The organism is Oscillibacter sp. (genome assembly GCF_031978065.1).
Taxonomy (GTDB): Bacteria; Bacillota; Clostridia; order Oscillospirales; family Oscillospiraceae; genus Oscillibacter.
The window spans coordinates 1-26,745 of the sequence record NZ_DALZCH010000039.1; the positions used below are offsets into that span (position 1 = coordinate 1).

Annotated in this window: 23 protein-coding genes; 10 read left to right on the forward strand and 13 right to left on the reverse strand. The window is 56.4% G+C overall.

Annotated features, from left to right (window positions below):
* Positions 1 to 849, reverse strand: an 849-nt coding sequence (gene serC / locus RTK01_RS07620) for a 3-phosphoserine/phosphohydroxythreonine transaminase (RefSeq protein WP_312280403.1), incomplete at its 3' end; no start/stop codon positions are given.
* Between the two features lie 414 nt (positions 850 to 1,263).
* On the opposite strand from serC, the gene RTK01_RS07625 reads away from it, so the two are divergent.
* Positions 1,264 to 2,832: a ClC family H(+)/Cl(-) exchange transporter gene (locus tag RTK01_RS07625; RefSeq protein WP_312280404.1), complete on the forward strand. Its 1,569-nt coding sequence runs from the start codon at positions 1,264 to 1,266 to the stop codon at positions 2,830 to 2,832.
* A 94-nt stretch (positions 2,833 to 2,926) separates the two neighbouring features.
* On the opposite strand, the gene RTK01_RS07630 is transcribed toward RTK01_RS07625, so the two are convergent.
* Together RTK01_RS07630 and csaB are read right to left on the reverse strand one after the other, a co-directional pair.
* A complete protein-coding gene (locus RTK01_RS07630; RefSeq protein ID WP_312280405.1) occupies positions 2,927 to 3,103 on the reverse strand; it encodes a DUF6774 domain-containing protein in 177 nt (58 codons plus the stop codon).
* A 99-nt stretch (positions 3,104 to 3,202) separates the two neighbouring features.
* On the reverse strand, positions 3,203 to 5,428 hold the full coding sequence (gene csaB / locus RTK01_RS07635; protein ID WP_312280406.1) for a polysaccharide pyruvyl transferase CsaB: 2,226 nt from the start codon (positions 5,426 to 5,428) through the stop codon (positions 3,203 to 3,205).
* A gap of 120 nt (positions 5,429 to 5,548) precedes the next feature.
* Between csaB and RTK01_RS07640 the strand changes: the two genes are divergently transcribed.
* From RTK01_RS07640 to nudC, 3 genes are all read left to right on the forward strand, one after another.
* Complete coding sequence (locus RTK01_RS07640) at positions 5,549 to 6,139, forward strand: N-acetyltransferase family protein (protein WP_312280407.1); 591 nt, start codon at positions 5,549 to 5,551, stop codon at positions 6,137 to 6,139.
* Between the two features lie 137 nt (positions 6,140 to 6,276).
* On the forward strand, positions 6,277 to 6,759 hold the full coding sequence (locus RTK01_RS07645; protein WP_312280408.1) for a DUF4330 family protein: 483 nt from the start codon (positions 6,277 to 6,279) through the stop codon (positions 6,757 to 6,759).
* Between the two features lie 32 nt (positions 6,760 to 6,791).
* Positions 6,792 to 7,631, forward strand: coding sequence for an NAD(+) diphosphatase (gene nudC / locus RTK01_RS07650; RefSeq protein ID WP_312280409.1), 840 nt, complete (start codon positions 6,792 to 6,794; stop codon positions 7,629 to 7,631).
* A gap of 311 nt (positions 7,632 to 7,942) precedes the next feature.
* Here nudC and RTK01_RS07655 read toward each other — a convergent pair whose 3' ends face one another.
* The 4 genes from RTK01_RS07655 to RTK01_RS07670 form a co-directional block, all read right to left on the reverse strand.
* Positions 7,943 to 9,727, reverse strand: coding sequence for an ABC transporter ATP-binding protein (locus RTK01_RS07655; protein WP_312280424.1), 1,785 nt, complete (start codon positions 9,725 to 9,727; stop codon positions 7,943 to 7,945).
* Positions 9,728 to 9,827: 100 nt separating this feature from the next.
* Positions 9,828 to 11,564, reverse strand: a complete 1,737-nt coding sequence (locus RTK01_RS07660) for an ABC transporter ATP-binding protein (RefSeq protein WP_312280410.1) — start codon at positions 11,562 to 11,564, stop codon at positions 9,828 to 9,830.
* The gene (locus RTK01_RS07665) at positions 11,558 to 11,998 is read right to left on the reverse strand and encodes a MarR family transcriptional regulator (protein WP_312280411.1); all 441 of its coding nucleotides are present in this window, start codon (positions 11,996 to 11,998) and stop codon (positions 11,558 to 11,560) included. The genes RTK01_RS07660 and RTK01_RS07665 overlap by 7 nt, the downstream gene beginning before the upstream one ends.
* A gap of 358 nt (positions 11,999 to 12,356) precedes the next feature.
* The gene (locus RTK01_RS07670) at positions 12,357 to 12,785 is read right to left on the reverse strand and encodes an RrF2 family transcriptional regulator (RefSeq protein WP_312280412.1); all 429 of its coding nucleotides are present in this window, start codon (positions 12,783 to 12,785) and stop codon (positions 12,357 to 12,359) included.
* Between the two features lie 275 nt (positions 12,786 to 13,060).
* Here RTK01_RS07670 and cysK point away from each other — a divergent pair, with 275 nt between their 5' ends.
* The 3 genes from cysK to RTK01_RS07685 all read left to right on the forward strand — a co-directional run bounded on the left by cysK (position 13,061) and on the right by RTK01_RS07685 (position 15,829).
* A complete protein-coding gene (cysK, locus tag RTK01_RS07675; protein WP_312280413.1) occupies positions 13,061 to 13,993 on the forward strand; it encodes a cysteine synthase A in 933 nt (310 codons plus the stop codon).
* A gap of 235 nt (positions 13,994 to 14,228) precedes the next feature.
* A complete protein-coding gene (locus tag RTK01_RS07680; RefSeq protein ID WP_312280414.1) occupies positions 14,229 to 14,615 on the forward strand; it encodes a metal-dependent transcriptional regulator in 387 nt (128 codons plus the stop codon).
* 38 nt (positions 14,616 to 14,653) lie between these two features.
* Positions 14,654 to 15,829: a malic enzyme-like NAD(P)-binding protein gene (locus tag RTK01_RS07685; protein WP_312280415.1), complete on the forward strand. Its 1,176-nt coding sequence runs from the start codon at positions 14,654 to 14,656 to the stop codon at positions 15,827 to 15,829.
* Positions 15,830 to 16,130: 301 nt separating this feature from the next.
* Here RTK01_RS07685 and namA read toward each other — a convergent pair whose 3' ends face one another.
* From namA to RTK01_RS07700, 3 genes are all read right to left on the reverse strand, one after another.
* Positions 16,131 to 17,159 (reverse strand): NADPH dehydrogenase NamA, encoded by a 1,029-nt coding sequence (gene namA / locus RTK01_RS07690; RefSeq protein ID WP_312280416.1) that lies wholly within the window; start codon positions 17,157 to 17,159, stop codon positions 16,131 to 16,133.
* Positions 17,160 to 17,451: 292 nt separating this feature from the next.
* The gene (locus RTK01_RS07695; protein WP_312280417.1) at positions 17,452 to 18,360 is read right to left on the reverse strand and encodes a sensor domain-containing diguanylate cyclase; all 909 of its coding nucleotides are present in this window, start codon (positions 18,358 to 18,360) and stop codon (positions 17,452 to 17,454) included.
* Positions 18,361 to 18,627: 267 nt separating this feature from the next.
* On the reverse strand, positions 18,628 to 19,191 hold the full coding sequence (locus RTK01_RS07700; protein WP_312280418.1) for a TetR/AcrR family transcriptional regulator: 564 nt from the start codon (positions 19,189 to 19,191) through the stop codon (positions 18,628 to 18,630).
* A 179-nt stretch (positions 19,192 to 19,370) separates the two neighbouring features.
* Between RTK01_RS07700 and RTK01_RS07705 the strand changes: the two genes are divergently transcribed.
* Positions 19,371 to 21,242: a cation-translocating P-type ATPase gene (locus RTK01_RS07705; protein WP_312280419.1), complete on the forward strand. Its 1,872-nt coding sequence runs from the start codon at positions 19,371 to 19,373 to the stop codon at positions 21,240 to 21,242.
* Between the two features lie 264 nt (positions 21,243 to 21,506).
* Here RTK01_RS07705 and ygiD read toward each other — a convergent pair whose 3' ends face one another.
* The 3 genes from ygiD to RTK01_RS07720 all read right to left on the reverse strand — a co-directional run bounded on the left by ygiD (position 21,507) and on the right by RTK01_RS07720 (position 24,645).
* On the reverse strand, positions 21,507 to 22,265 hold the full coding sequence (gene ygiD / locus RTK01_RS07710; protein ID WP_312280420.1) for a 4,5-DOPA dioxygenase extradiol: 759 nt from the start codon (positions 22,263 to 22,265) through the stop codon (positions 21,507 to 21,509).
* 297 nt (positions 22,266 to 22,562) lie between these two features.
* Positions 22,563 to 22,922, reverse strand: coding sequence for a methionine--tRNA ligase subunit beta (metG, locus tag RTK01_RS07715; protein WP_312280421.1), 360 nt, complete (start codon positions 22,920 to 22,922; stop codon positions 22,563 to 22,565).
* 16 nt (positions 22,923 to 22,938) lie between these two features.
* Positions 22,939 to 24,645 (reverse strand): sigma 54-interacting transcriptional regulator, encoded by a 1,707-nt coding sequence (locus RTK01_RS07720; RefSeq protein WP_312280422.1) that lies wholly within the window; start codon positions 24,643 to 24,645, stop codon positions 22,939 to 22,941.
* Between the two features lie 373 nt (positions 24,646 to 25,018).
* On the opposite strand from RTK01_RS07720, the gene RTK01_RS07725 reads away from it, so the two are divergent.
* Both RTK01_RS07725 and gcvPA read left to right on the forward strand, forming a co-directional pair.
* Positions 25,019 to 25,234, forward strand: coding sequence for an SDR family NAD(P)-dependent oxidoreductase (locus tag RTK01_RS07725; protein WP_312280425.1), 216 nt, complete (start codon positions 25,019 to 25,021; stop codon positions 25,232 to 25,234).
* A 45-nt stretch (positions 25,235 to 25,279) separates the two neighbouring features.
* Positions 25,280 to 26,674: an aminomethyl-transferring glycine dehydrogenase subunit GcvPA gene (gene gcvPA, locus RTK01_RS07730; protein WP_312280423.1), complete on the forward strand. Its 1,395-nt coding sequence runs from the start codon at positions 25,280 to 25,282 to the stop codon at positions 26,672 to 26,674.
* Positions 26,675 to 26,745: the final 71 nt, after the last annotated feature.

Consider the following 26,745-nt stretch of genomic DNA (forward strand, 5'->3'; position numbering starts at 1 on the left):
CTGGTCCAGATAATCGTACAGCACCTTGGCCTTCTCCTGATTGCGCTGCTCCATGGCCTCCAGTCCGCCGTTTTTCAGCAGGTAGTTGAAAACCTTGCCGCAGCAGTAAATGGCCCAGCAGTTGGGGGTGTTGTACAGGGAGTCGTTGTCGGCGTGAATCTTGTAGCTGAGATAGGTGGGAACCTTGGAATCCAGATCGTCGGGGATCAAATCCTCACGGATGATGACCACGGCCATGCCCGCAGGGCCCACGTTTTTCTGCACGCCGGCCCAGATCATGCCGTAATCGGCCACATTGCAGGGGCGGGAGAGGAACATGGAGGACTGGTCGGACACCAGAACCTTGCCCTTGGTGTTGGGCAGCTTGCTATAGGTGAGGCCGTTGATGGTTTCGTTCTCGCAGATATAAACATAGTCCGCATTGTCGGGAATGTCCAGATCGGAGCAGTCCGGCACATAGGAGAAGTTCTTGTCGGCGGAGGAGGCAACTACCTTCACCTCGCCAAATTTCTTGGCTTCGGAAATCGCTTTTTTGGACCAGGCGCCGGTTTCCACATAGCAGCCCACGCCGCCCTTGAGCAGGTTCATGGCCACCATGGCAAACTGCAGCGTGCCACCGCCCTGCACAAACAGAATCTTATAGTTGTCGGGAATGCCCATCAGCTTCTTCAGGTCGTCCTTGGCAGCGGCCAGAATTTCTTCAAAAACCTTGGACCGGTGGCTCATCTCCATGACGCACATGCCGCTGCCGCGGTAGTTCATCATTTCGGCGGCGATCTCCTCCAGAACCGCTTCCGGCATCATAGCGGGGCCGGCGGAAAAATTGTAGGTACGTCCGTACTTCATCATCTGATCCTCCATATTATTCATATTGTCGCGTTTTCAAATCCAGATATGCCATTTTGAATCTGACATACATCTGACGTACAGTATACGATGTTTTAAAGGAATATTCAACCGTAAAGGGGGAGATTGCGGAAGCTAAAAAACCAAGGTATTTTTATTGAAAAAGCCCAAAAACGATTACGTATTCTATATATTTGCCCATATTGGCGACAGGCGGGAAGGAAGATCGTCTGATGCCGCCATCTCGTGCGCATATTTCTCCGAAATTTATAAAATAACAGTTTCCACGATATTTTTGCACAGGGCCTTTTCCTGTTCGGCAGATTTTTGATGCAAGCGGCCTTGTTAAGATATCTTAACATATGCTATACTGTAAATAGCTGTTTTTTAATAGAATCGAAGCAGGGGATTTTGACAATGAGTGAACAGAGAACAAAATTTTATCGGTTTTTATCCGACTTCAACCGGCTGAAATGGGGCATCGCGGTCAAGGCGCTGCTCACCGGCGCGGTGGCGGGGCTGATTACAGTGCTGTACCGTCTTTTAATTGAGCACGGGACCGCCTTTGCCGTGGCGTGCTATGCCTATTTTCGGGAGCACCCCGTGTTTTTGATTCCGTGGACGCTGGGGGCCACGATTGCCGGGCTTTTGGTTGCCTGGCTTGTAAAGCTGGAGCCGTCCGCCGCCGGAAGCGGCATCCCGCAGGTAGAAGGGGCGGTGCTGCTGGGCATGGAGCTGAAGTGGCGCTCTGTTCTGGCGGTGCGGTTTGTGGCCGGGGGACTGTGCGGCCTCTTCGGACTTTCTCTGGGGCGGGAAGGGCCCTCTATCCAGATCGGCGCGGCGGGCGCAAAGGCGGTGTCCGGCCTTTTGGGCAGGAGCAAGGTGGAGGAGAATTATCTCATCACCGGCGGCGCTGCCGCCGGACTTGCGGCCGCGTTCAACGCGCCGCTGTCCGGCGTGATTTTCGCGCTGGAGGAGGTACACCGCAATTTCTCCCCCGCCATTATGCTCACGGCCACCGCCGCGTCGCTGGTTGCCGACTTTGTTTCAAAATACTTTTTCGGGCTGACGCCGGAGCTGCATTTTACCCAGATTCCCCAGATGCCGATTCACATGTATTTCTGGATGCTTCCGCTGGGGGCGCTGACAGGGGTTGTGGGAAGTCTTCTCAACCGGGCGCTGCTGGCCGCAGGCCCGCTGTACGGAAAGCTGCTGCCCGCGCGGTGGAGGCCCGCTGCGGTGATGCTGCTGTCCATCCCCTGCGGGCTGTTTCTGCCGCTGACGCTGGGCGGCGGGCGTGACTTGATTGAGTTTGCCCAAACCGCCACCGGCGGCATATCGCTGCTGCTTGTTTTGCTGGCGGTGAAGTTTTTATTTACCTGCGCCAGCTTCGGAAGCGGCGTTCCCGGCGGTATTTTTATGCCCATTCTGGCGGTGGGGACCCTGACGGGGAGTATTTTTGGCATCGCCTGCGTGGAGATGGGGCTGTTTCCCGCGCAATACATCCCGGATTTCGCCGTGTGCGCCATGACGGCGGCGATGGCTGCGGCGGTGAAGGCCCCCATCACCGCCATTTTGCTTACGGTGGAGATGACCGGCACCTTGGTACATATGCTGCCGGTGGCCGCCTGTGCGTTTGCCGCGCTGCTGGTTTCCGACCTCATGAAGGTGGAGCCGATTTACGAGGCGCTGTTAAACCGGTCTGTGGCAAAGGAGCGCAAAGCCGAGACCGCCCCAGCTCCAGAGGGGAAAGACCTGATGGAGATTCCTGTGGAGCTGGGCTGCTGCGCGGCGGGGCGGCGGATTGACGAGATCGGCTGGCCTGCGGGCACGCTGATTGTCAGTCTCCTCAGGGGCAACCGGGACATTATCCCCCGGGGCGAAACCACGCTGCTTCCTGGAGACTATCTTGTGGTGCTCTATCCTCAGGGACAGGAGAAAGAGGTCCGCGCCGCTGTTACCGACCTTTGCCACGAGAAGTTTTGAAAAACGAAATTCGGCTGGGGCGTGTGGCCCTGACCGTGAGAAAAACGCCCTTCGTACAAATTTGTACGAAGGGCGTTTGTTTTGCCGACGGGGGTCAGGAACTGCCGCACAGCGCCCGCTGGGCCGCGATGGTGTTCAAGGTATCCCCAAGCTGGGTCAGCACCGCGGCGCAGAAGGCCAGCTCGTCGTTGTCCAGAGATCCCGCCATGCACACCGCCAGAGAGTTGATTGCCGTGGTCAGAGCCAGAGGGTCGGAGCAGTTTTGATTCATAGCATCACCCTGATGCAGGGTATGAAAAAAACGCGGCTTCCAGCACCGAAAACGCATTTTTCGGGCCGGAAACCGCGCCTTTTGCGGATTGTCCGCCGTTTAAACGCCCATCAGGCGCTTTGCAGCCTTCACGTTCCGATGCTCCATCTCCCGGAGCCGGGCCACGGCAGCCTCCTGCTCGCCCGGGCGCTCTGCCCGCTCCACAGCCTTGTCAATCATGGCGCACAGCGGCCCGGAGGACGCCTCCTCCAGATCCACGAACAAGTCCTGCCCGATATAGCGCAGGAAGGAGGAAACCTTGGGATCGTACACCACGCCCACAAGGGGAATCCCCTGTCCGGCGGCAAAAATCAGCGCGTGGAGCCGCATGGATACCACCACCTGCATCCGGGAGAGGACGCCGATGATGGTGTCGGCCCGGCCAGCGTCGTTGAGGAAATAGTGGGGTACCGTAAGGCCCTGCGCGGCCAGTGCCGCGGCCAGAGGGTCCTGATGGGTTTCCACCGCTAAAAATACCGGGGTCAGCCCGTGGCGATTGTAGGCATACTCTGCGGCGACGGCAAAAACGGGGGCTTTTTCCTCAAAGCCCTTCCACTGCCGCAGGGCAAAGCAGATATACCGCCCGTCCGTGGGAATCCCTGCCTGCAAAAGCACGCTGTCCGTCCTCTCCGGGGGGGCGCAGTGCAAAGTCAGGGCCGGGTCGGCGGTGAGAAGGATCACAGGATTAGTCACGCCCATGGACGCAAGCTCCGCCTGAGAGTCTGGCTCCCGCAGCGTGATCACGTCCACGGAGGCGTTCAGCACCTTTGCCGCCATTTTTCGGTGGCTGGGGCGGGAGACGGGGCCGATGCCGCAGCCATACATCTGCACTTTGCAGCCCAGACGCTTGGCGGTGGCGATGTTGTGCAGGTAAAACCACAGCGACCGGCGGGAGGTCACGTCCTGAATCAGGCTGCCTCCGCCGTTGATATACAGCTTGCTGTGACGCATGGCGGCGCGCCAGACGGGATAGTTAAACCGCTGTACCGCCGGGACCCGGTAAGCAAGGCGGGTTTCCGCGGGGTTTTTGCTCAAAACCAGCACCGGCATGTCCGGGTCGATGGCTCGCATCTCCTGCAAAATGGCCTCCAGAATCGCGTCGTCCCCGGCGTTGCCCCGTCCGTAGGCTCCGCAGATGACCACCCCGTCCCGTCCCGCTTTGGGGCGGTTGTGGCGGCGGATAATCTCCCCGTAAATGTGGAGTTGGGTATCCACCGTCTTCTGAATGGAAAACTGAGTGGACGCCTTTTCATACAGCCGCTCGCCCATGTCCCGACGCAGATCGTCGTTCTCCGCCAGAGAGGCCAGCGCCGCGCCAAGGGCCTCGTCGTCCCCGGGCGTGAAAAGATAACCGTTTACATCCGTGTCGATCAAGGCGGGGATGCCGCCCACGGCGGTGGCCACGGTGGCCAAGTGAAACCGGGCGCCCTCCGTCAGGGCATAGGGAAACGTCTCGGACACGGAGGTGAGGGCGTTGACGTCCAAAGCGCTGTAAAACCGGTCCATGCCGCCGGAAATCCACCCGGCAAAGCACACCTGCTCACCAACGCCCAGTTCATCCGCCAAAGCCTCCAGCTTCTGCCGCTCCTCGCCGTCTCCTGCGATCAGCAGGCGCAAGCGGTCACACTTTGCGTGGGCCTTTGCAAAGCCCCGCACCAGCGTGGAGATGTCCTTCACCGGGTTCAACCGGGCGGCGATGCCCACCACCACGCTGTCCTCCTCCGCGGCAAGGCCCAACTCCCGCAGATAGGGCAGTCGGTCCCCCTGCGGCGGGGCGGGAGTGAAGTCGATGCCGTTGTAAATGGTGAAAAATTTGTCGGGAGGGAAGCCCCGACGAATCAGCAGGTCCACCATCGCGTCGGACACGCCGATGCGATAGTCCAGCGTCCGCAGCGCCCGAGCGTTAATATTGCCGAAGGTGAGACGGCTGAAGGGCCTGCCCATATAGTCCAGCTTATAGTCGCTGTGGACCGTGGAGCAGACGGGAAGGCCGGTGGTTCCGCGAAGCATGGCCCCCAGAAGATTGGCTCTGGCCCCATGGCAGTGGATCACCTGATATCCGCCCTCCCGGATGTACTGCGTCAGGCGGCTGCGGATGCGCAGGATATGGTTTCCCGACATAATCTCCGTGGGAATCCCAAATGCCCGGGCCTCTTCTGCGAAGGGCCCGTCCCGGAAGCAGACAAGCTGGGCCGTAATGGTTTCGTTCAGATGGCGCAGAAGACTTAAAACGTGGGTTTTGGCCCCGCCGGAATCGCCGCCGCTGATGAGATGGATAACTTTCATAGCGCTCCCTCTTTTGAAAAACGCCCGTGGGCGTGAAATCCCTCTTGTACAAACTCGAAAAATATTATACAATAGCCAAGGTTCGAAAGCAAGGAGCAAGAGACGAACGGAGGCGCATTGATGGAAAATGACCGTAAAAATTGTAAAATCAGAGTGGCCACTCCCGAGGATGCGGAGGCGCTTGTGCGCATATACGCGCCCTACGTGGAAAAGACGGCCATTACCTTTGAATATGACGTGCCTAGCGTCAGAGAGTTTGCCGGGCGCATTGAAGAAATTCTGAAGCGGTATCCTTACCTCGTGGCGGAGGAGGACGGCGAAATTTTGGGCTATGCCTACGCCCATGCGTTTCATGAGCGGGCGGCCTTTGGCTGGGCGGTGGAAACCACGGTGTATATCGCGGAGAGGGCGAAGCGCCGGGGCCTTGGAAAGCGGCTTTACGATGTGATGGAGCAGGCGCTGGCGGCCCAGAATATTTTAAATCTCTACGCCTCCATTGCCTATCCCGCCGGAGAGGACCCGCATTTGACCCGGGACAGCGTGGAGTTTCACCAGCGCCTCGGATACAAGCTGGTGGGGCATTTTTCCCAATGCGGCTATAAATTTGGCCGCTGGTATGACTCGGTGTGGATGGAAAAGCACCTCGGCCCCCACACGGCAGACCAGCCTGCGGTGAAGCCCTTTGACGCGCAGAGTTTTTCGTATCTCTGATTTCCCTGCGGCGGGTTATCGGCGCGGCAAAAGCGTCCCGCGAAAGTCCCGCGTTTATTAGGAAAACCCGCGCCGGGGGCGCGGACCGGCGAGGACAAGCCCAAGCCGGAAAACACAATTTACTTGGAGGTTGACAGATGGAGCGGTCCAAAAAGAAATTTAACGTGATCGACGTGATTGCGGTCCTTTTGCTTCTGGCGGTGGCAGTGTTTGTGGGAAGCAAGCTAATCAGCCGCGGCGGCGGCAGTTCCGGCGGGGAGGCCAAGACGGTCCGTGTGACCTACGTGATCAAGGCCGAGGGGGTGGACAACGCCCTTTATGAAAATTCTCTGGAGCACATCCCTTCCAGACTGATGGCCTCCGGGAAGCTGCTGGACGGGCAGATTGATTCCGTTGAGCAGGAGCCTTATTATGCGCTGGACGAAAACGGAAACTGGGTGGAGGACCCCTATCACAAGAACCTGTACTTCACCGCCAGCATCAACGTGCCGGACGCGGCGGTCCAGACCACCAAGGTGGGCGATCAGGAGGTCCGGGTAGGCAAGACGGATTACGTTTTGAAAAGTGAGTACATTGAGTTCAGCGAAGTCACCATTGTGGACGTGACGTGGGGCGAGTAAGCTTCGGAGAGATATAACAGGAGGGCATTTTTATGCTTCAGGATATCGCGCCCCACAGCTTTCACAATGAATTTAAGGTTCCGCCCCTGCCGCCATCCGGCGGCGATTCGGCGGTTCTGTTTTACAAGGGATCCGTGCTGCTGACGGGAGAGGGCGTCTTTCCCACGGTGGCGGAGGTGCTGGCGTTGGGTGCGGAGGAGGAGAAGCTGATCTATCTCTTCTCCGTGGACGAGCAGGGATTTTACCTGCTGGAGGAGCCGCCCGAGGGCGTTTGCGCCGGGCTGCGGGCGACGCCCACGGCGGCGTTTCGCCGCATGGAGCCGCCGTTTCTCCGTCTTGTGGGGGCCACGGCGATGCACCTTGCAAACTGGTACCGCTCCAATCGCTTCTGCGGCTTCTGCGGTGCGCCCACGGTCCGGGACGACAAGGAGCGGGCCATGCGCTGCTCCGATTGCGGTGCGCTGGTGTATCCCCGCATCAACCCCGCGGTGGTGGTGGCCGTGCGAAACGGGGATAGGCTGTTGCTGATTCGCTATGCCGACCGGCCCATGGTGGCGCAGTACGCCCTGGTCGCCGGGTTTACCGAGATTGGGGAAACCATGGCTGAGACCGCCCGCCGGGAGGTCATGGAAGAGGTGGGCCTGCGGGTGAAAAACGTGAGGTACCACGCCGACCAGCCCTGGGGCTTTGCTGGCAACCAGATGGTGGGCTTCTGGGCGGAGCTGGATGGGGACGAAACCGTCACGCTGGATACGCGGGAGGTGAAGGAGGCCGTCTGGCTGTGCCGGGAGGAGATTCCCGAAAGCGACGGACCCATTGATTTGACCCATACTATGACGGAGCTGTTCCGTCTGGGGAAGGACCCTCGCTGACGAGACTGCCATTGCCTTAGAGGAGTCTTCGGATATTCTTTCCGCAAAGCAAACGCGGGGCGCAAATGTGAACGCAGAACGGTGAAAGCAGGCGAAGAACGCCGAAAGTCAAAAGCGTATGGGCAGAGTGCCGAAAGCCTACATAAAGCGATCAATGAAAACGCGAAGCGGCAAAACCGCTGTCCCCAAAAGCCTGCCCACGCCGGTGCGGGATGTAAAAAAAGGAACAGGAGCGTCTCTCCCGAAGGAGAGACGCTCCTGCTTTTTGAGCTGTTGTGTTGTGCTTAGACGAACTTTCCCGGAGAGTTTCCTCAGGCCAGCTCCGCCTGACCGGTGTAGAGCTGGTAGTAGCGGCCCTTCTGGTCCAGCAGGTCGTTGTGTCCGCCCCGCTCGATGATTTCGCCCTGCTCCAGCACCAGGATGGCCTGAGAGTTGCGGACGGTGGAAAGGCGGTGGGCGATGACAAACACGGTGCGCCCCGCCATCAACTGGTCCATGCCCTTTTCAATGAGCTTTTCCGTCCGGGTGTCGATGGAACTGGTGGCTTCGTCCAGAATCAGCACCGGCGGATTGGACAGCGCCGCCCGGGCGATGTTCAAAAGCTGCCGCTCGCCCTGACTGAGACTGCCGCCGTCCCCAGAGCGGACGGTTGCGTAGCCCTGAGGCAGGTGGCGGATAAAGCCGTCGGCGTTTGCAAGCTTCGCTGCGGCGTCCACCTCCTCGTCCGTGGCGTCCAGTCGGCCGTACCGGATGTTGTCCGCCACGGTGCCGCTGAACAGGTGGGTGTCTTGCAAAACAACGCCAAGAGATTTGCGCAGGGAGTCCTTTTCAATATCCCGGATGTCGATGCCGTCGTAGGTGATGGTTCCGTCGTCAATCTCGTAAAACCGGTTAATGAGGTTCGTAATGGTGGTTTTGCCCGCGCCGGTGGAACCGACCAGTGCGATTTTCTGCCCCGGCTCGGCGTAAAGGGAGATGCCGTTTAATACCGACTTGCTCCCGTCGTAGCTAAATACCACATGGTCGAACCGCACGTCACCCCGGACGGGAATCAGCGTGCCATCGGGCTTTTTCCAGGCCCATGCGCCGGTTTCAATGTCGGTTTCCTCAATCCGGTTTCCGGGAAGACATTTTGCCCGGACTAAGGTAACTTTGCCGGAATTTTGCTCCGGCTCCGTCTCCATAACCTCGAAAATGCGCTCCGCGCCCGCCACCGCCGCCAGAAGGACATTCACCTGCTGGGACACCTGACTGACGGGCTGGGACACCTGCCGGGTGTACTGCAAAAAGGCCGCAAGCCCTCCAAGATCGCCGCTGCGGATGGCCAGAAGCGCCCCCGCCATGCAGGTGACGGCATAGTTTAAATAGCTGAGGTTGCCCATCACGGGCATCATGGCCCCGGCAAAGGTCTGCGCGTTGGTGGCTGCTTGCCGGTAGGTTTCGTTCCGCTCCCGGAAGCCTTTGATTGCGGCGGACTCGTGGTTGAAGACCTTGATGACCTTTTGGCCCTCGGTCATTTCTTCAATATAGCCGTTTACCGCGCCGATGGCCTTTTGCTGGGCAGTGAAGCTTTTGCGGCTCCGCCCGCCAATGCCCCGCACCGCCGCCAGCATCACCGCCAGCACGGCAAAGGTAATGCATGTCAGAAGGGGACTGATATAGAGCATCATGGCAAGTGTCCCCAAAAAGGTGGCTGCGGAAGAGATCAGGGAAGCAAAGGAGTTGTTGATGGCCTCGCTCACGTTGTCGATGTCGTTGGTAAAGCGGCTCATCAGCTCACCGTGGGTGTGCGCGTCAAAATACTTCAGGGGCAGGGTTTGCAGCTTTGCAAACAAATCCCGCCGCAGGGCGGCCACGGTGCTTTGGGAAATCCGGACCATCATCCGGGCATAGGCAAAGCTCAATCCCGCGCCAAGAAGATAGATTCCCCCCATCACGGCCAGCATTTTTGCAAGGCCGGGAAAGTTGCCCGGGAGAATATAGTCGTTGATCAGCGGGCGCATCAGATAAGACCCGCCCACGCTGCACGCCGCGCTGAGGAGGATGCAAACCGCCACTGCCGTCAGCCGGAGTTTGTAGCGGCCAAGATAGGCCATCAGCTTTCCTACGGTACCCCGCAGGTTTTTAGGCTTTTGATAGCCGCCCTGATTGGGTCCGCCTCGGGGGACGGGGGCGCGATTCGCGCCGTTTCTTTGTTCAGCCACCGATACTCACTCCTTCCTGCTGGGACAGATACACGTCCTGATAAATTTCACAGGTCTTCATCAATTCCTCATGGGAACCTTGGCCCACAATCCGGCCCTTATCCAGCACCAGAATCAAATCCGCGTCCGCGATGGAGGAAATCCGCTGGGCGATAATCAGCTTTGTGGTGCCCGGCAGGTCCCGGCGGAAGGCCTCGCGGATTTTTGCATCCGTGGCGGTATCCACGGCGCTGGTGGAATCGTCCAGAATCAAAATTTTCGGCTGCTTCAAAATGGCCCGGGCAATGCACAGCCGCTGCTTCTGCCCGCCGGAGACATTCACGCCGCCCTGTCCAAGGTCGGTGTCCAGCCCCTCAGGCATCCGGTCGAGAAATTCGTCCGCGCAGGCGGAGCGGCAGGCGGCGAGAAGCTGGTCCTCCGTGGCATCGGGATTGCCCCAAAGAAGGTTTTCCCGGATGGTGCCGGAGAAGAGGGTGTTCTTTTGCAGCACCACGGACACCGCGTCTCGCAGGTGCTCCATGGTGTAATCCGCTACGGGGCGGTCTCCCACAAGAACGGAACCCTTCTGCGCCTCGTACAGCCGTGGAATCAGGGACACGAGGGTGGATTTTCCGCTGCCGGTGCCTCCCAGAATGCCCACGGTAGACCCGCCGGGGATGTGAAGACTCACATCTTCGAGTACCCACCCGGCGCTCTCGTCATTGTACCGGAAGCTTACATTTTCAAAATCCACGGAGCCGGACTGCACTGACACGCCGATTTTGGCCTGCGCGTCGGTGACGGAGGGAACCTCGTCCAGCACTTCACAGATGCGCTTTGCGCAGGCGATGGAGCGGGACATCATCATAAAGATCATGGAAACCATCATCAGGGATATCAAAATTTCCGTGATGTAGGAGAAAAAGGCGGTAAGGCCGCCCACCTCCATGGTCCCGGCGAAAACCATTTTTCCGCCGAACCACATGACGGCGATAATGGTTCCGTAGATAATCAGCATCATCACGGGCATGTTTACCACCACCGCGCCAAAGGCTTTTTCGGAGGTTTCCCGCAGGCTGTTGTTCCGTTTGGAGAATTTCTCCTTCTCGTGCTCTTCACGGACAAAGGACTTCACCACACGGATGCCGGTGAGGTTTTCCTGCACTACCAGGTTCACATCGTCCGTTTTCTCCTGAAGCAGCCGGAACAGAGGGCCAACCTTTGTCATCAGCAGCACCACGAAGATTACAAGCAGCGGAATCGCACCCAGAAACACGCGGGAGAGCTGGCTGCTCAGCCGCACGGCCAGCACCAGCGCCGCCACCAGCATCACCGGCGCCCGGACCAGCAGCCGCATGCTCATCATCAGCGTCATTTCCAAAACCCGCACGTCGCTGGTCAGGCGAGTCACAAGCGACGCGGTGGAAAACTTTTCGATGTTGGAAAAGGAAAAGTCCTGCACCCGGGCGTATTCCGCCGTCCGAAGGTTTGCGCCAAAGCCCATGCCCGCCCGGGCGGAGGACGCGGCGCTGCCAAGGCCGAAGGCCATGGCCACCGCCGCCAGAACCACCATGAGAAGGCCCTTGCGCACAATGAAGCCCGTGTCGGCGTTGGCAACGCCGATGTCCACGATGTCGGCCATCACCAGCGGGATGAGAAGCTGGAAGATGGCGTCCATGGCAGAGCAGGCGATACCCAGCGCAATCCATGGCCGATAGCCCTTGGTATATGGCAGGAGTTTTTTCAGCATTTTTTCCGGTCCTCCTCTAAATTCTGAATCATGCGATTGACAAGGGCGTAAAACTGGGCCAGCTCTTCGGCGGTAAAAGCGGACTCCAGAAGGCGCTCCGTCTCCCGCATTTCCTGATGTAGCTGCTCCAGCCGCGCCTGTCCCGTCTGTGTCAGGGCCACAAGCCGACGGCGTGCGTCCGCTTCGTCGGCGCTGCGCACAATCAGCTCCCGTTCCACCATGCGGTCCACAATGCCGTTGACGGTGGAAGGCTTTACCCGCAGATGCTCGCCCAGCGCCTGCTGGGTGGATTTGCCGCCCTGATGGGCAAGATGTACCATGACATGCGCCTGAAGAGGCGTAACGTCGTATTTTGCCATGCGCGCGTCCGCCCGCTCCCGAAACAAATGAGATGCACAGCCAATGGACCGCCCGAGAGATTTCATTTCTTCCATACTGCCGGCTCCTTTCCGAAATATATTACGCAGGCTAAATATTAGCGTGCTAAACAATAACACGCTTTGGAAAAGTTGTCAATACGCAATTTTGGATTTTATTTGAACGTATTGTGAACAAATTTTGAAAAAATGCAACGTTTGTAAACAAACTATGAAAGGTGCCTTGGGGCCGTTGACATTTCTCCGGCCCGACGTTATTATGAACACATCAAGCGGAACACTTGATACATTTCTCCAATTTCTCCCTCTCCTTTCTCTATACCATACAGGCAAAGCGGACGGCTGGCAGGCCGTCCGCTTTGTCGTATTCCCCACAGAAAGCCCGGCGCAAGCCGGGCTTTCTGTGGGCCGCCGTTCAGATCACGTAGTTGCCGCCGGAATCAGAGGCTGTCAAATCCGCCACGGTGATATTGTCAAGATAGTCGCGGATCACCTTGTCCAGCCCGCGCCACATGGGAAGCGTCCGGCACTCCGCCATTCTGGGGCAGGACACAGACTCCCCCTCCAAGCAGGAAACGGGGGCCAGAGATTCCTCCGTCAGGCGCAAAACAACCCCCACGGAATACTCCTCGGGAGACTTTGTCAGGCGATATCCGCCGCCTTTGCCCCGCAGACCGGTCAAAAGCTTCCCCTTGACCAGAAGCTTGATAATGCTCTCCAGATATTTCTCTGAGATATCCTGCCGCTCCGCAACCTCCTTCAGGGGGACGTAGCCCTCCGTCCGGTGCTCGGCCAAATCAATCATCACCCGCAGGGCATAGCGGCCTTTTGTTGAAATCAGCATATAAAATTCCTCCAGATGTGTTAAACCTATTATATAATATGGTTAGTGGGGAATCAACTAAAAGCTTTGGAAATTTTTTTTGCTCTGCCTATTGACAAACTCAAGAAGAATGCTTATAATCCATATTAACCTACTTGAAAGGTTGGTAATGATATATGAATTTCATGCTGTCTCTGCCCATTGGCTTTCGATGTTACCCCGTTTCCCGCACCCGGAGGGAAGCGTCCTGCTGAACCACATAAACAACATTGAATGAATTATAGGAGGAACAGACTATGAGCAATATTTATACTTCCGTCGATCAACTGATCGGAAAGACCCCGCTGCTGGAGCTGAGCCACATTGAGAAAGAAGAAGGACTGGAGGCCCGGATTCTGGGCAAGCTGGAATACTTCAATCCCGCGGGCAGCGTGAAGGACCGCATCGCAAAGGCCATGATCGACGACGCGGAGGCCAGCGGCAAGCTGAAGCCCGGCTCCGTCATCATCGAGCCTACCTCCGGCAACACCGGCATTGGCCTTGCCTCCGTGGCGGCTGCCCGGGGCTATCGCATCATCATCGTCATGCCGGAAACCATGAGCGTGGAGCGCCGCCAATTGATGAAGGCCTATGGCGCGGAGCTGGTGCTTACCGAAGGGGCAAAGGGCATGAAGGGCGCCATTGCCAAGGCGGAGGAGCTGGCGGCGGAAACGCCGGACAGCTTCATTCCGGGCCAGTTTGTCAATCCCGCCAACCCGGCGGTCCACAAGGCGACCACCGGTCCGGAAATCTGGGAGGACACCGACGGGAAGGTGGATATCTTCGTGGCAGGCGTCGGCACCGGCGGCACTGTCACCGGCGTGGGCGAATATCTCCGTGAGAAGAACCCCAATGTGAAAATCGTGGCTGTGGAGCCTGCGGCCTCTCCCGTGCTGAGCGGCGGTGCGCCGGGAAGCCACAAGATTCAGGGCATTGGCGCGGGCTTTGTTCCCGATGTGCTGGATACCAAGATTTATGACGAGGTCATTCCGGTGGAGAACGACGAAGCTTTTGCCGAGGGCAGAAGAATCGGCAAAGCCGAGGGTGTTCTGGTGGGTATTTCCTCTGGAGCCGCCGTGTGGGCTGCCGTGCAGCTTGCAAAGCGGCCGGAGAATAAGGGCAAGACCATTGTGGCTCTGTTGCCGGATACTGGCGACCGCTATCTCTCTACCCCTCTGTTTGCAGAATAAAAAAGGCCTTGTCCGGGGCCGCCGCCATGCGCGGCGGCCCCGGACTTTTTGTGCGCCCGCCCGGTCTTTTCGCAAGAGCCCCACGGTGGATGTACCGTCGGTATAAACGACGGGGTGTTCGCAAAAACTTCACAGGTGTGGACTTGCAAAATTCCACATTTATGATAAGATAGACAGAACAAACTGCCGGTTGCGGAGATGCGCCGGTGAAAATCTGTCATCAGGAGGTGGGACCATGGAGATTCACGAGTCGGCGGAGGACTATTTGGAGTCCATATTGGTCGTGCAGGAGAGATTGGGGTCCGTGCGCTCTATTGACATTGTGAACGATTTGGGCTATTCCAAACCCAGCGTCAGCATTGCCATGAAAAAGCTGCGGGAAAACGGTTACATCTCCATGGCGGAGGACGGAACCATTACACTGAATGATGCCGGCATGGAGATTGCCTCCCGGGTTTACCGGCGGCACAGAACGCTGACGGAGCTATTTACGTTTTTGGGTGTGCCCGCTGAGATTGCCGCGGAGGACGCCTGCCGGGTGGAGCACGATCTTCACGAGGAGACGTTCGCCCGGGTCAAGGAGTTTTTGGAGAGGGCCAAATCAGACAAAGGCTCCGTCTGAGGGCGCAGGGCCCGCGCGGACCGGACAAGGAGAGAGAAATGGATTACGCGAAGGAATCCCTGCGGCTCCATGGGGAGTGGAAGGGGAAAATTGAGGTGGTGGCCGCCGTTCCGGTGGCCACGCGGGAGGACTTGTCGCTGGCCTATACCCCCGGCGTGGCCCAGCCTTGTCTGGAGATTCAAAAGAATCCGGACAAGAGTTACGAGCTAACCCGGCGGCACAATTTATGTCTGGTGGTTACGGACGGCAGCGCCGTGCTGGGTCTGGGGGACATCGGCCCGGAGGCGGGCATGCCCGTGATGGAGGGCAAGTGCGTGCTGTTCAAGGCTTTCGGCGGAGTGGACGCGTTCCCTCTATGCGTGAAAAGCCATGATGTGGACGAGTTCGTCAACACCGTGTATCAGATTTCCGGCAGCTTCGGCGGCGTAAATCTGGAGGATATTGCCGCGCCCCGCTGCTTTGAAATCGAGCGGAAGCTGAAAGAAAAGTGCGACATTCCCATTTTTCACGACGATCAGCACGGAACCGCCGTCATCACGCTGGCGGGGCTCCAAAACGCGCTGAAGGTGGTCGGCAAGCGGCTGGAGGATGTGAAAATCGCGGTGAACGGCGCGGGCGCCGCCGCCGTGGCCGTGACCAAACTGCTGCTTGCGGCGGGGGCGAAGGACATCGTCCTATGCGACCGCACGGGAACCATTTACAAAGGCCGGGAAACCGGAATGAACTGGATTAAAACGGAGCTGGCAGAGATCACGAACCCCCGGAATCTCCGTGGCGGGCTGAAAGAGGCCATAGCGGGCGCGGATGTGTGCATCGGCGTGTCCGCTCCCGGCTCTGTGACGGCAGACATGGTGCGCTCCATGGCGGAGAACGCGATTATTTTTGCCTGCGCAAACCCCACGCCGGAGATTTTCCCTGACGAAGCGAAAGCCGCCGGGGCGCGGGTGGTGGCCACCGGGCGCAGCGACTATCCCAATCAGATCAATAACGTTCTGGCGTTCCCCGGCATTTTCCGGGGAGCCTTTGACGTGCGCGCCAGTGACATCAACGAGGAAATGAAGATGGCCGCCGCGCAGGCGCTGGCGGAGCTGATTTCTGGGGACGAACTGAACGAGGACTATATTATCCCCGCCGCTTTTGACCCCCGGGTAGGCCCGGCGGTGGCGAAGGCCGTGGCGGAAGCGGCCCGGAAAACCGGTGTTGCCCGCATCTGAGGTGCGTCCCCGAAAGCCTTTTCCGGAAAGACAGCGAGCACTGCGACGGCAATTTTCCTGACAGACCGGCATTGCTTCATCTCAACCGGCGGACGCGGCAGAAGGGGATTCTTCCCAAGTGTCGGAGAGTCGCACGGGCAATATTCCGAAGAATTTGACAGAAGAAATACAAAACAGGACAGGGGCCGAAGCCTCTGTCCTGTTTCTTTTATTTGGTCGGCGCAGGAAGAATTCCCGCAGGTGGCAGCATGGGCAATTTTAAAAACAGGCGAAATGAAGGGCGATTCGCCCATTGGCGCCCTTACTTTCTGGCCTTGAATCCCCGGACATACTGCTCCGGCCAGAGGTATTCCACGTTCAGGTCCCGGGCCGTATGCAGCACCCAATAGGGATCCCGCAAAAGCTCGCGGCCCAAAGCAATCAGGTCCGCCCGGCCCTCGCCCAGAATCTGCTGGACCTGATGGGCCTCGGTAATCAGGCCCACGGTAATGACGGGAAGGCCCGAAGACTGCTTCAAAATCTCCGCGGCTCTAACTTGATAGCCGGGATAGATTGCCGTCGGCGGCGTGGGCATCACGCCGCCGGAGCTTACGTCCAGCACGTCGATATACGGCTTTACAAGCTCCACAATTTTGGCCATTTCCTCCGGGTGGATGCCCTCCGGCTCATAATCCTCGGCGGAGACGCGCAGAAGCACGGGCTTTTTCGCGGGCCAGACCTCGTGTACCGCGCGCAGCACCTCGAGCAGGAAGCGGCAGCGGTTTTCCGTGGAGCCGCCATAGTCGTCCGTGCGGCGGTTGGCGAGGGGCGAGAGAAATTCGTTCAGCAGGTATCCGTGAGCTCCGTGGATTTCCAGAGCGTCAAAGCCGATGGCGGCTGCCCGGGCCGCGGCGCTGCGGAACGCCTGAACCACGTCCCTGATCTCCTCCTCCGTCATCTCCTTGGGCACGGGGGATGTTTCCTCAAAGGGGATGGCGCTGGGGGCGAAAATCGTCTTCTCCTTGGCCTCGCACTTGCGCCCCGCGTGGTTGAGCTGAATGGCCACCTTGGCCCCGAATTTCTGGCAGGCGGCAACAATCGGCTTCATCGCCTCGGCCTGCCGGTCGTTCCAAAGACCAAGGCACCGGTCGGAAATGCGGCCCTCGGGCAGCACGCCGGTTGCCTCCACAATAATCAGCCCCGCGCCGCCCACGGCCCGGGAGGAATAGTGGGTGAAGTGGAAGTCCGTAGGTACGCCGTCGCCTTCGGTGCTGTACATACACATGGGAGGCATGACGATTCGATTGCGCAGAGTCATGTTTTTTACGGTGAGCGTGTCAAACAGGTTCATAGGTTGTTCTCCCTTCTGCCGCAAGGCTCCAAAAATTTCCTCAAATAATATGGCTATCATAGCACGGACAGGTCATAGATGCAATGAGAAGGTGGGGGAAGACCTGACATTTTACGGAAGAAGCGCATTGCGCCGTGCCCGCCCCGCTATGAACTGTGGGCGAGACATAAAGGACAAAAAGCGGCCATATCCCCACGGGTATGGCCGCTTTAAAAAGCTGTGCAAATAAAATTACTGCGCATAAGACCCATCCCCGGTTTGCCGTTAAAAAAGGCATTCCCGCCGTGTAATATCAAGGGAGATCGCTTGAACTGAAGACCTTGTTTCTGCCGGATTGCTTGGCGTAATACATGGCGCAGTCAGCCTCGCGCTGGATGTCCGCAATAGAATGGTGACTCTGATTTTTTAAAGCTACGCCAATGCTTGCCGTGATCTTCACCAGACTTCCTTCCACCACAATTTCCATCTGCTCGATTTTCCGGCGGAGCTTTTCGGCAAGGGCCATGGCATCGCTGTGGTCGGTTTCCGGAAGAAACAGAGAGAATTCTTCTCCGCCCACACGGCCAATTAGGTCGCGCTTTCTGCAAGCCTGCCGGATGCATTTGGCGGTGCTTGAAAGAACCGTGTCTCCGGCGCCATGACCGTAAGTATCGTTGATTTTCTTAAAGTGGTCCAGATCCAGAAACAGCACGGAGCAGGGCGCATGAGAAGCTTGCCCGGAAAACAGCTTTTTTTCGGCTTCTTCGTAATAGGTGCGTGGGTTTAAAACGCCCGTCAGGTCATCGTATCTGGACAAGTAGAGGAGCTTTCGGTTTGTCTCCTCAAGTGCTTGCTCCAGTTTTTTTGTCTTGGTAATATCCATCAATGCAACCATTTCCCCGATTGCATATCCTGTATCGTCCCGCAGCGGGCGAACAGAGACATAGAAGGTTTTTCCCCCAATGACCACCTCATGGTCCGGGACCTCCTGATTCGCGTCAAACATACGAAAATCACGAATGATATTTCTGCTGCTCTCTTTGCTCATATCTTCAATTTTTCGCCCGATGAGGTCCTCGATGCGAGAGCCGCTGATTGACGCAAGCGCCTGATTGACTGCTACGTGCTCGCCTTTCCGGTTAATCAGCACCATTGCCACCGGCATGGATTCAAACAGCTTTTCAATTGTAATTGACGTATTCATAATTGTGATTTCTTTCATAACAGCATCCTTTTTCGTTCGGTTCAAGGCTCATCAAAATTACATTTACCGGAAAAGGTAAACGGTTGCAGTAATGAAAAAAATTGCCAACCGCTATTTGAATGCTCTTATTCTACATCAAATCGGGAATATGCGCAAGATTCTGAAATTATCCTCCCTTTTTTAACGGATTTATCGCGGTGTATGACTGCGTAAAAAGACTGCATGTAGTCCATCGCCGCAAAAATCGGGCCGAGCCAGAGAAGTGACAATTGCAGATAAGAACTGTCATACCACCGGCTGAATTGCCGCCATAAAGTAGTTCGCAAGCTCCTCCGGTGATTGCTCCATATCGTTTTTCAGCCACCACCGGACCACGCCCACAAAGCTGCCCGCAATGTGATCCATCAGAAAATCATCTGGCAGCACGGCGCTTTTGCGCATGCTCTTGCCAAGAATATGCCGGGTCACCAGCTCGTTGAAATATTCGTTAAAGTAGCGCTGAAAAAGCTCGCCCTGCTCGCAGGTTAAAAGAACCACAAGCATTCTTCCGTGCTCGCGCAGATGGTAGAAAAGATGGGTGACAATTGCCTTTGGGTCACCCCGGGCCATGGAAAAATCGTGGGTTGGCTCCGCTTTGGGCGCTTTGGAAAAAACGTGGGCAAACATCTCTGCGCACATCTCCCGCAAAAGATCGTCCTTAGTGGGAAAATGCGCGTAAAAGGTGGTCCGGCCCACGTTGGCCCCGTCGATAATCTCCTGCACTGTGATTTGCGAATAGCTGCTGTGCAGCAGCAGCTCGCTGAATGCCTCGAAAATCGCATCTCTCGTTTTTCTCTGCCGTCTATCCATACGCCCACTCTTTCGGAACAGTTTTACCAATTTATTCGGTAGTGCACATTCTTTAGTAACAGGTTCTTGTAACCCACGAGCACGTTTGATACACTACTAAAGAACAATCTATTCGGTTACGAATTGATTGTACTCAAAATGGGTGAAAGAATCAAGTGCTAATATAGGAGTGGGAGAATATGTTCAAAAAAGCAAGCGATTTGCTGACAGGATTAAAATGGACCTTTGTTTCTGGCGTGTTTCTGGTATGTAGCCTGATTCTGCTGCTGACGAAAACAAAGCTTCCCGTGGACCCGGCCTGGGTGACGGTGGCGCTGTCCGGGTACCCGCTGATCTATCAGGCGGTGTTTAACCTCACATGCGAAAAACGGATATCCTCCGCGCTGCTGATTTCCATTGCCATGATTGCATCTATTGCAATCGGAGAGGTTTTTGCCGCCGGTGAGGTGGCCTTTATTATGGCCATCGGCGAAATTTTGGAGGATAAAACCGTGGAACGGGCCAAGAAGGGCTTAAAAAAGCTGATCGGTCTTACACCCGTACAGGGAAGAAGAATTGTTTCCAATGCGTCGGGGAGCACCGAGAAAATTATTTCGGCGGAGCAAATCCGCAAGGGCGATCTTCTCCGGGTTTTACCCGGAGAGGCCATTCCGGCGGACGGTGAAATCACTGCCGGAAACACCTCGGTTGACCAGTCCATCATGACGGGCGAATCGCTTCCCGTGGATAAGGGCCCGGGCGACAGCGTATTTTGCGGAACCATCAACCGCTTTGGCGCAATTGACATTACTGCTTCCAGAGTCGGGGAGGATTCCTCTTTGCAAAAGCTGATTCGTATGGTGCAGGATGCGGAAAACAAAAAGGCGCCCATGCAGCGCATTGCGGACAAATGGGCGGCATGGCTTGTTCCTGCCGCGTTGGTCATCGCCGTGATTACCTTTATGGCAACGAAGGATGTTATCCGCGCCGTGACAATTTTGGTGGTGTTCTGCCCATGTGCGCTGGCGCTGGCCACGCCGACCTCCATTATGGCGGCTGTGGGACAGGCGACCAAGCACGGCGTAATTATCAAATCCGGCGAAGCACTGGAAAATATGAGAAAGGTGGACTGCATCGCCTTTGACAAAACGGGAACGCTGACCAACGGCAATCTTGTGGTGGCGGACATTCTTCCGCTGGTGGAAGAAGTCAGCCGCCAGCGGCTGTTGGAACTGACCGCCGCGGCTGAGTCCTATTCCGAGCATCCACTTGCAAAAGCGATTGTTGCCTGCGCAAAGGAGCGGGGCGCTTTCCATGAAAGCGCCGCCGACTTTCAAATGCTGCCCGGCAAGGGAATCACGGCGGTGGTGGATGGGCAGGCGCTGATCTGCGGAACGCTTGAATTTCTAAAAGAAAAGGGCGTTTTGATTGACGAAGCCGTCGCCGGTCCGCTGGATGGGTTTTGCGCACAGGGAAAGGCCGCGATTCTTATTGGCAGAGGGAAGTCGCTGATTGGCGTGATCACCCTGTCCGATACCCTGCGGGAGTCGGCCCGCGATATGGTGGAGGAGCTGCGCGGTATGAATGCGGAGGTGGTGCTCCTTACGGGGGACCGCGCCCACACCGCAAAGTATTTTGCCGCGCAGGCCGGGATTCAGACGGTAAAAGCGGAACTGCTTCCGCAGGGAAAGGTTAGCGCCATTGAGGAGCTTGAACGGCAGGGGCGAACGGTCTGCATGATTGGAGATGGCGTGAACGACGCGCCTGCGCTGAAGGTTGCCCGGGTGGGCGTTGCCATGGGCGGAATCGGAAGCGATATTGCCGTGGAGGCGGCGGATATTGCGCTGGTTGGCGACAACATTTCAAAGATTCCCTACCTCAAAAAGCTTTCCAACACCACGCTGCGCACCATTCAATTCAACATCACGCTGTCTATGACAATTAACCTGATTGCGGTGGTTCTCTCCATCGCCGCCGTGCTGAATCCGATTACCGGCGCGCTGGTACATAATGCCGGTTCCGTGCTGGTGGTGCTGAACGCCGCCCTGCTTTACGACCGAAAAATTGCGTAGGGCAGGAGGGCAACTGGAAACCCTTTCCCGCATTTGTGGCTGAAAGCCAATATGCCTGAGACTTGCCGCAGCCAAACGGGGGATAAAGTCGCTGTCACAAGCTGGGCTTTAAAAGTGCTGAAAAGCAAACCAACTGAGAAATAAGAGCGCTGAAAGGCAGAGGCCGTTCGCACAGAAATCAAGCCCGCCGCAGGCGTTAAAAAGGAAGCCCTGATTTTCAGGGCTTCCTTTTTTGTAAAGCAGAGCAAGCGGAAAAGTCGCTCGTTATTGGAACAGATAGCTGGTCATGGAAAGCGCACCAAGGGTGCAGGCGTCATTAAAAACGGTTACGCGCTCAGCGTTTTCCGACGCGCCCAATACGTACAAAAGCGGCGAAAAATGATCCGGCGTTGGAACGGACATCGCGGCCGAAGCGCCCGCCTGTTGATAATTGATCACGTTTTCGTTTTGGCGCGCCATCACGTGTTCTTTAATATACGCGTCAAATTCCTCCGCCCAGGGATAGCCTCCGTCCATGCTCCAATTTACGCGAGCAAGGTTATGCACCACATTACCGCTTCCAAAAATCAAAACGCCCTGCTCCTGAAGGGCGGAAAGCTCCCTGCCGATTTGATAATGCTCATGGGGGGAGATTCCCCTGTCAACGCTGAGCTGAAATACGGGGATATCGGCATCCGGATAAATTCTGTGCAGAACCGACCACGTGCCGTGGTCATGTCCCCAGGAATTGTCAATCGTGACCTTGCGGCTGATCATGCTCTTTGCAAGGTGCGCAAACTCCGGAGCGCCCTTGGCGGGATAGACAATTTTATAAAGCGCATCCGGAAAGCCATACATATCATAAACGGTTCTGGGAGCCTGCGCGTCCGTAACCCGGGTGCCCTCCGTAAACCAATGCGCGGACACGGACAATATAGCGGCGGGCCGCGGAATTTTATTTCCAAGGGCCTTCCACTCTTCGACAAACCGGTTCTCTTCAACCGCGTTCATGGGGGACCCATGGCCGACAAATAATGCGGGCATTTACACACCATCTTTCTATTGTGATATATCAAGAGGGTAACACAAATTGGTACAAGAATTCAAGCAGAAATTATGAACAGCGGCGCTTTCAATGGAGAAAGCAATGCTATCCCGCCGCGCTTTGGCCTTTTTACTGACGTCGCAAAATGGGGCCTCTGACAATGGTATCGGCAACTCGGCTCATAAGAAGATGTCCTGTGGGGAAACCCACAGGACATCTTTTGTTGGTAAAGCGTCTGTGTACGGACGGGGCTGCTCTGCTTTCATGGGCGCATCCCGTCTGCTGGTACCGCTTTCTTAGCTGACGGGCTGGCCGATCGGACAGGAATCGTCCGCAAACAATACCTTGCAGTCGTCCTGCTCCGGCACATCCACCGCGATCAGCATTCCCTCGCTTAAAATGCCGCAAAATTTGTGAGGCTTCAGATTGACCAGCACAATGATTTTTTTGCCGACCAGTTCCTCTGGCCTGTAATAAGCGCGAATGGTGGACATGATGGTGCGCTGGCGCTCACCGTCATTCACCGTGAGCTTTAAAAAGTTTCGGCTTTTTAAGACCTCTTCGCACGCGATGATCTGGCATACCCGGAAATCAAGCTTCTGGAAATCCTCCAGCTCGATTTCTGGCTTTTTTTCCTCTAAAATGACTTCTTCCATAACTACCTCCAAGCGTTTACTTTTCCAGACGAGACTGGTCTATTTTGCGGTAAAGAGTCCGAACGCTGATACCGAGGGTCTGGGCGACCTGAGCCTTTCCTCTGGAGTCCCAGCCGTATTTATTCAGAAGATCGCGGATCACGCCGCCTTCGGCCTCTTTCAGCGCAGGGAGAGGCTCGGCTTCCACCTCTTTGAGAAAATGCGGTGGCAAATCGAGAAGCTGCACAATGTCGCCGTCGGCCATATTGATGCAGTATTCAACGATATTTTCAAGCTGGCGGATGTTCCCGGGCCAGCTATACCGGTTGAATTGCTGAATGACGCGCTCATCAAAGCCCTTCACGGCGGCGTGGAGGCGATAGTTATATTTGCTGAGAAAGGCGTCCAGCAGCTCGGGCAGGTCTTCCATCCGGTCCCGCAGAGGCAGAACTTCGATGCTGATCACATTGAGCCGATAAAAAAGGTCCGCGCGGAAGCGGTCCTCTTCAATTCGCTGCTGAATGTTTGCGTTGGAGGCGGAGATGATTCTGGTATTCAGCGCGATGTTTTTCGTCCCGCCCACATGCTCGAATTGCCGGTCCTGCAAAACGCTTAAAAGCTTTGCCTGCATGCTCATGGGCATCTCGCTGATTTCGTCGAGAAACAGCGTTCCTCCCTCGGCAAGCTCCATCTTTCCGGACTTTCCGGTTTTTAGCGCTCCGGTAAACGCGCCTGCTTCATAGCCAAACAGTTCACTTTCAAACAGCGATTCCGGAATATTCGCACAGTTGATAATGATGAAGGGTTTGTCACGGCGATTGCCCTCGTAGTGTACAGAGCGCGCCAGCACGCCTTTTCCCGTGCCGGTTTCACCGGAGATAAAGACGGAAGAGGGGCTGTTCACAATCTTCCCCATCCGCCTGCGTACGCTTTCCATATGCGCCCCGCCGCCGCGCATTTTTTCATACTCGGAAACCTTGGAGGCTGGTGAAATAACGGTTTGCTTCGCGGTCAGACGCACCGCGAAGCCACCGGAGTCTCCAAGCGGGCTGAAAACGGGCGCGGAGGAAAGAGCAACCGTCAGCCCTTGGCGAATTTCAACCGCCTGATTGACGACATGCCGCCCGCTCATCACTTCCTCGCTTAGCTCCGCCGGAAGAAAATCCCGAATGGACTTTAAACATACGCCGCTGAGAATGTTCAGCGCGGCGTCGTTGATGTCCAGAATATTACCATCCACGTCCGTGGTCAGAAGACCGTCCGGGAACAGGGAGGATATGGCGGAAAACTGGTTTTTATCGTTTGTGAAGGCATTGCTTTTGGCGTTTTTCAAAACGGTAGCCAGTAAATTGGAAAAGTCCGCGATAATTTGCTTGAAGTAGTCAATTCGGGTGATAATCTCGTCATGCTCATCCTCTGAAAAAGCGGAAAAAGACAAAACACCCACAGGGACGCCCTCGTTTGTGATTCGTTTCAGCAGCTCCAATGTGGCGGGGCAGTTGCTGCTGAAGCGGCAGCCGATACAAGATTCCATCTTGCCGGGACACAGAACAGTGACCTCGTCGTTTTCGATGACCTCGGCAATGGAGGGCTTATGCACGGTGGTGCCTTTAATCTCCAGATATTTTTCGCTTCCGGCAATCAAAACCGCGCCGGTATCAAACACGGCGGCTTCGATTCCAAACAGGTGATGTATTGTTTGCAGCACCAAGGCAATTTCGGAAACATAGCCTGAAAGTCCCATAACGCAGCTCCTATCAAAAGAATGAGGCTTTTTCGCTTAGTATAGCGGCGGTTTTTTAACAAGTCAATCTCCAAACGCAAATTTGTGCCATAATTGACAATTTAATTGACAAAAAAGGCACTCTTAAAAGCGAGCGATTCCGGGGAAACCGACTTGGAGCGGTGCAGCGGACTTGTGATTTATGCATTGTGCTAGAAATGGAAGGATTATTTAGCGAGATGTTGTAGTATCCGGATAAAGTAATAAATTAGCTGCCGTTTTCTGAATTGTGGAGGGAAAATTGCTTTAATACAAGTAAGCGGCTTTAGGACTTACTTTGCAGAGGGAAGAAGGAGGCGTAAAACATGATTGACAAGAAGGACTATTTAAATTTATCCGGAAAAGTCGCGGTAATTACCGGCTTGAAGAGCGGGAATGGAATTTTGTGCTTGATGTGGGCCTCAAGGGCCTGTTTCTGATGAGCAAACACGTCATTCCCGAACTGCGCAAGGTCGGCGGCGGTTCCATCATCAACACCGGCTCCGGCTGGGGCCTGAAGAGCGGGGAACAGGCCGCGGCCTACTGCGCGGTAAAGGGCGGCATTGCGTAGGGCTTCTCGTCAAGCCGGTATTCACAATAAGAAAGGAACATTGAGATGAGTGTAAAAGGATTCAAAAGTCATCCCTACATCCCAAACTCGGTGCCTGAGGTGGAGCAGGAGATGCTGCGGGAGCTGGGTTTGCATTCCATTGAGGAGCTTCATGAGGAAGTGCCTGACGAAATCATATTAAAGGAGAGCATCAATCTGCCGGAGGCGTTTGGCTCGGAATACGAGCTGCGCCGCCATGTGGAGGGCCTTCTGAAAAAGAACGAAAGCTGCGCCGATTACCTGAATTTCCTCGGTGCGGGCTGCTATCAGCATTATGTGCCCGCAATCTGCGACGAAATCAGCGGCAAGGGGGAGTTCCTCACCGCTTACGGCGGCGAATCCTACAACGACTTCGGTCGTTTTCAGACGCTATTTGAATTTGAAAGCATGGTTGCCGAGCTGGTGGATATGGAAGTGGTCAACGTCCCCACCATGGACTATTCTCAGGCCGCCGCCTCTGCAATCCGCATGGGCTGCCGCGTGGCAAACCGCACCGCCGTGCTGGTGCCTTCGGCAATGGACCCCGAAAAGTTGGCGGTGATCAGGAATTACTGCACGCCGGACCTTCTGATTGAGGAGGTTGCCGCGAATAATGAAACCGGCTGCATGGATATTGCTGATCTCAGGGCCAAGCTCAGCGAGAATGTGGGCGTTGTTTATTTTGAAAACCCCGCCTATCTCGGAATGCTGGAAATCAACGCCCGGGAGATTGCGGAGGCGGCCCATCAGGCGGGGGCGCAGTGCGTGGTGGGCGTGGACCCGATTTCTATGGGCGTCATCGCGCCCCCCCGCGCCTATGGCGCGGATATTGTCTGCGGCGATGTGCAGCCGTTGGGCATCCATATGAACTATGGCGGCGGGCAGTGCGGGTTTATGGCCACGATGGACGACCCCAAATACGTGCTGGAATTTCCGTCCCGCCTGTTTGGCATCTGCCAGACCAAGGAGCCCGGGGAGTACGCCTTCGGGGACGTTGCCTACGACCGCACTTCCTTCGGCCATCTCCGGGACAAGGCCAAGGAATATGTGGGCACCCAAACCGCCCTGTGGGGCATCACCGCCGGGGTATATCTGGCCACAATGGGGCCCAGGGGCATGCAGGAGGTGGGCCAGACCATCATGCAGAACGCACAGTATGCAGCGGGGCGGCTTGCGGCGCTCAAAAATGTCTCCCTGCGGTTTGAAACACCGTTTTTTGAGGAGTTTGTTCTGGACTTCGGCAAGACCGGAAAAACCGTGGCCGAGATTAACCGGGCGCTGCTTGCGCGGGGGATTTTCGGCGGAAAGGACCTGTCCCGCGACTTTCCAAAGCTTGGCCAATGCGCCATGTACTGCGTGACAGAGGTCCACACCAGAGAAGATATGGACACGCTGGTTTCCGCGCTCAGCGAGATTCTGTGAGAAGGAGGAGAGACAGAAATGAAAAGGATTGACAGAAGCTCCAAGGTTCGCACCGGCTTTCATCAGGCAAA

Bases quoted from the DNA above. Each gene is read 5' to 3' on its own strand.
- RTK01_RS07625 (WP_312280404.1), top strand. From the start codon at position 1,264: ATGAGTGAACAGAGAACAAAATTTTATCGGTTTTTATCCGACTTCAAC.
- RTK01_RS07630 (WP_312280405.1), bottom strand. From the start codon at position 3,103: ATGAATCAAAACTGCTCCGACCCTCTGGCTCTGACCACGGCAATCAAC.
- csaB (WP_312280406.1), bottom strand. From the start codon at position 5,428: ATGAAAGTTATCCATCTCATCAGCGGCGGCGATTCCGGCGGGGCCAAA.
- RTK01_RS07640 (WP_312280407.1), top strand. From the start codon at position 5,549: ATGGAAAATGACCGTAAAAATTGTAAAATCAGAGTGGCCACTCCCGAG.
- RTK01_RS07645 (WP_312280408.1), top strand. From the start codon at position 6,277: ATGGAGCGGTCCAAAAAGAAATTTAACGTGATCGACGTGATTGCGGTC.
- nudC (WP_312280409.1), top strand. From the start codon at position 6,792: ATGCTTCAGGATATCGCGCCCCACAGCTTTCACAATGAATTTAAGGTT.
- RTK01_RS07655 (WP_312280424.1), bottom strand. From the start codon at position 9,727: ATGGCCTATCTTGGCCGCTACAAACTCCGGCTGACGGCAGTGGCGGTT.
- RTK01_RS07660 (WP_312280410.1), bottom strand. From the start codon at position 11,564: ATGCTGAAAAAACTCCTGCCATATACCAAGGGCTATCGGCCATGGATT.
- RTK01_RS07665 (WP_312280411.1), bottom strand. From the start codon at position 11,998: ATGGAAGAAATGAAATCTCTCGGGCGGTCCATTGGCTGTGCATCTCAT.
- RTK01_RS07670 (WP_312280412.1), bottom strand. From the start codon at position 12,785: ATGCTGATTTCAACAAAAGGCCGCTATGCCCTGCGGGTGATGATTGAT.
- cysK (WP_312280413.1), top strand. From the start codon at position 13,061: ATGAGCAATATTTATACTTCCGTCGATCAACTGATCGGAAAGACCCCG.
- RTK01_RS07680 (WP_312280414.1), top strand. From the start codon at position 14,229: ATGGAGATTCACGAGTCGGCGGAGGACTATTTGGAGTCCATATTGGTC.
- RTK01_RS07685 (WP_312280415.1), top strand. From the start codon at position 14,654: ATGGATTACGCGAAGGAATCCCTGCGGCTCCATGGGGAGTGGAAGGGG.
- namA (WP_312280416.1), bottom strand. From the start codon at position 17,159: ATGAACCTGTTTGACACGCTCACCGTAAAAAACATGACTCTGCGCAAT.
- RTK01_RS07695 (WP_312280417.1), bottom strand. From the start codon at position 18,360: ATGAAAGAAATCACAATTATGAATACGTCAATTACAATTGAAAAGCTG.
- RTK01_RS07700 (WP_312280418.1), bottom strand. From the start codon at position 19,191: ATGGATAGACGGCAGAGAAAAACGAGAGATGCGATTTTCGAGGCATTC.
- RTK01_RS07705 (WP_312280419.1), top strand. From the start codon at position 19,371: ATGTTCAAAAAAGCAAGCGATTTGCTGACAGGATTAAAATGGACCTTT.
- ygiD (WP_312280420.1), bottom strand. From the start codon at position 22,265: ATGCCCGCATTATTTGTCGGCCATGGGTCCCCCATGAACGCGGTTGAA.
- metG (WP_312280421.1), bottom strand. From the start codon at position 22,922: ATGGAAGAAGTCATTTTAGAGGAAAAAAAGCCAGAAATCGAGCTGGAG.
- RTK01_RS07720 (WP_312280422.1), bottom strand. From the start codon at position 24,645: ATGGGACTTTCAGGCTATGTTTCCGAAATTGCCTTGGTGCTGCAAACA.
- gcvPA (WP_312280423.1), top strand. From the start codon at position 25,280: ATGAGTGTAAAAGGATTCAAAAGTCATCCCTACATCCCAAACTCGGTG.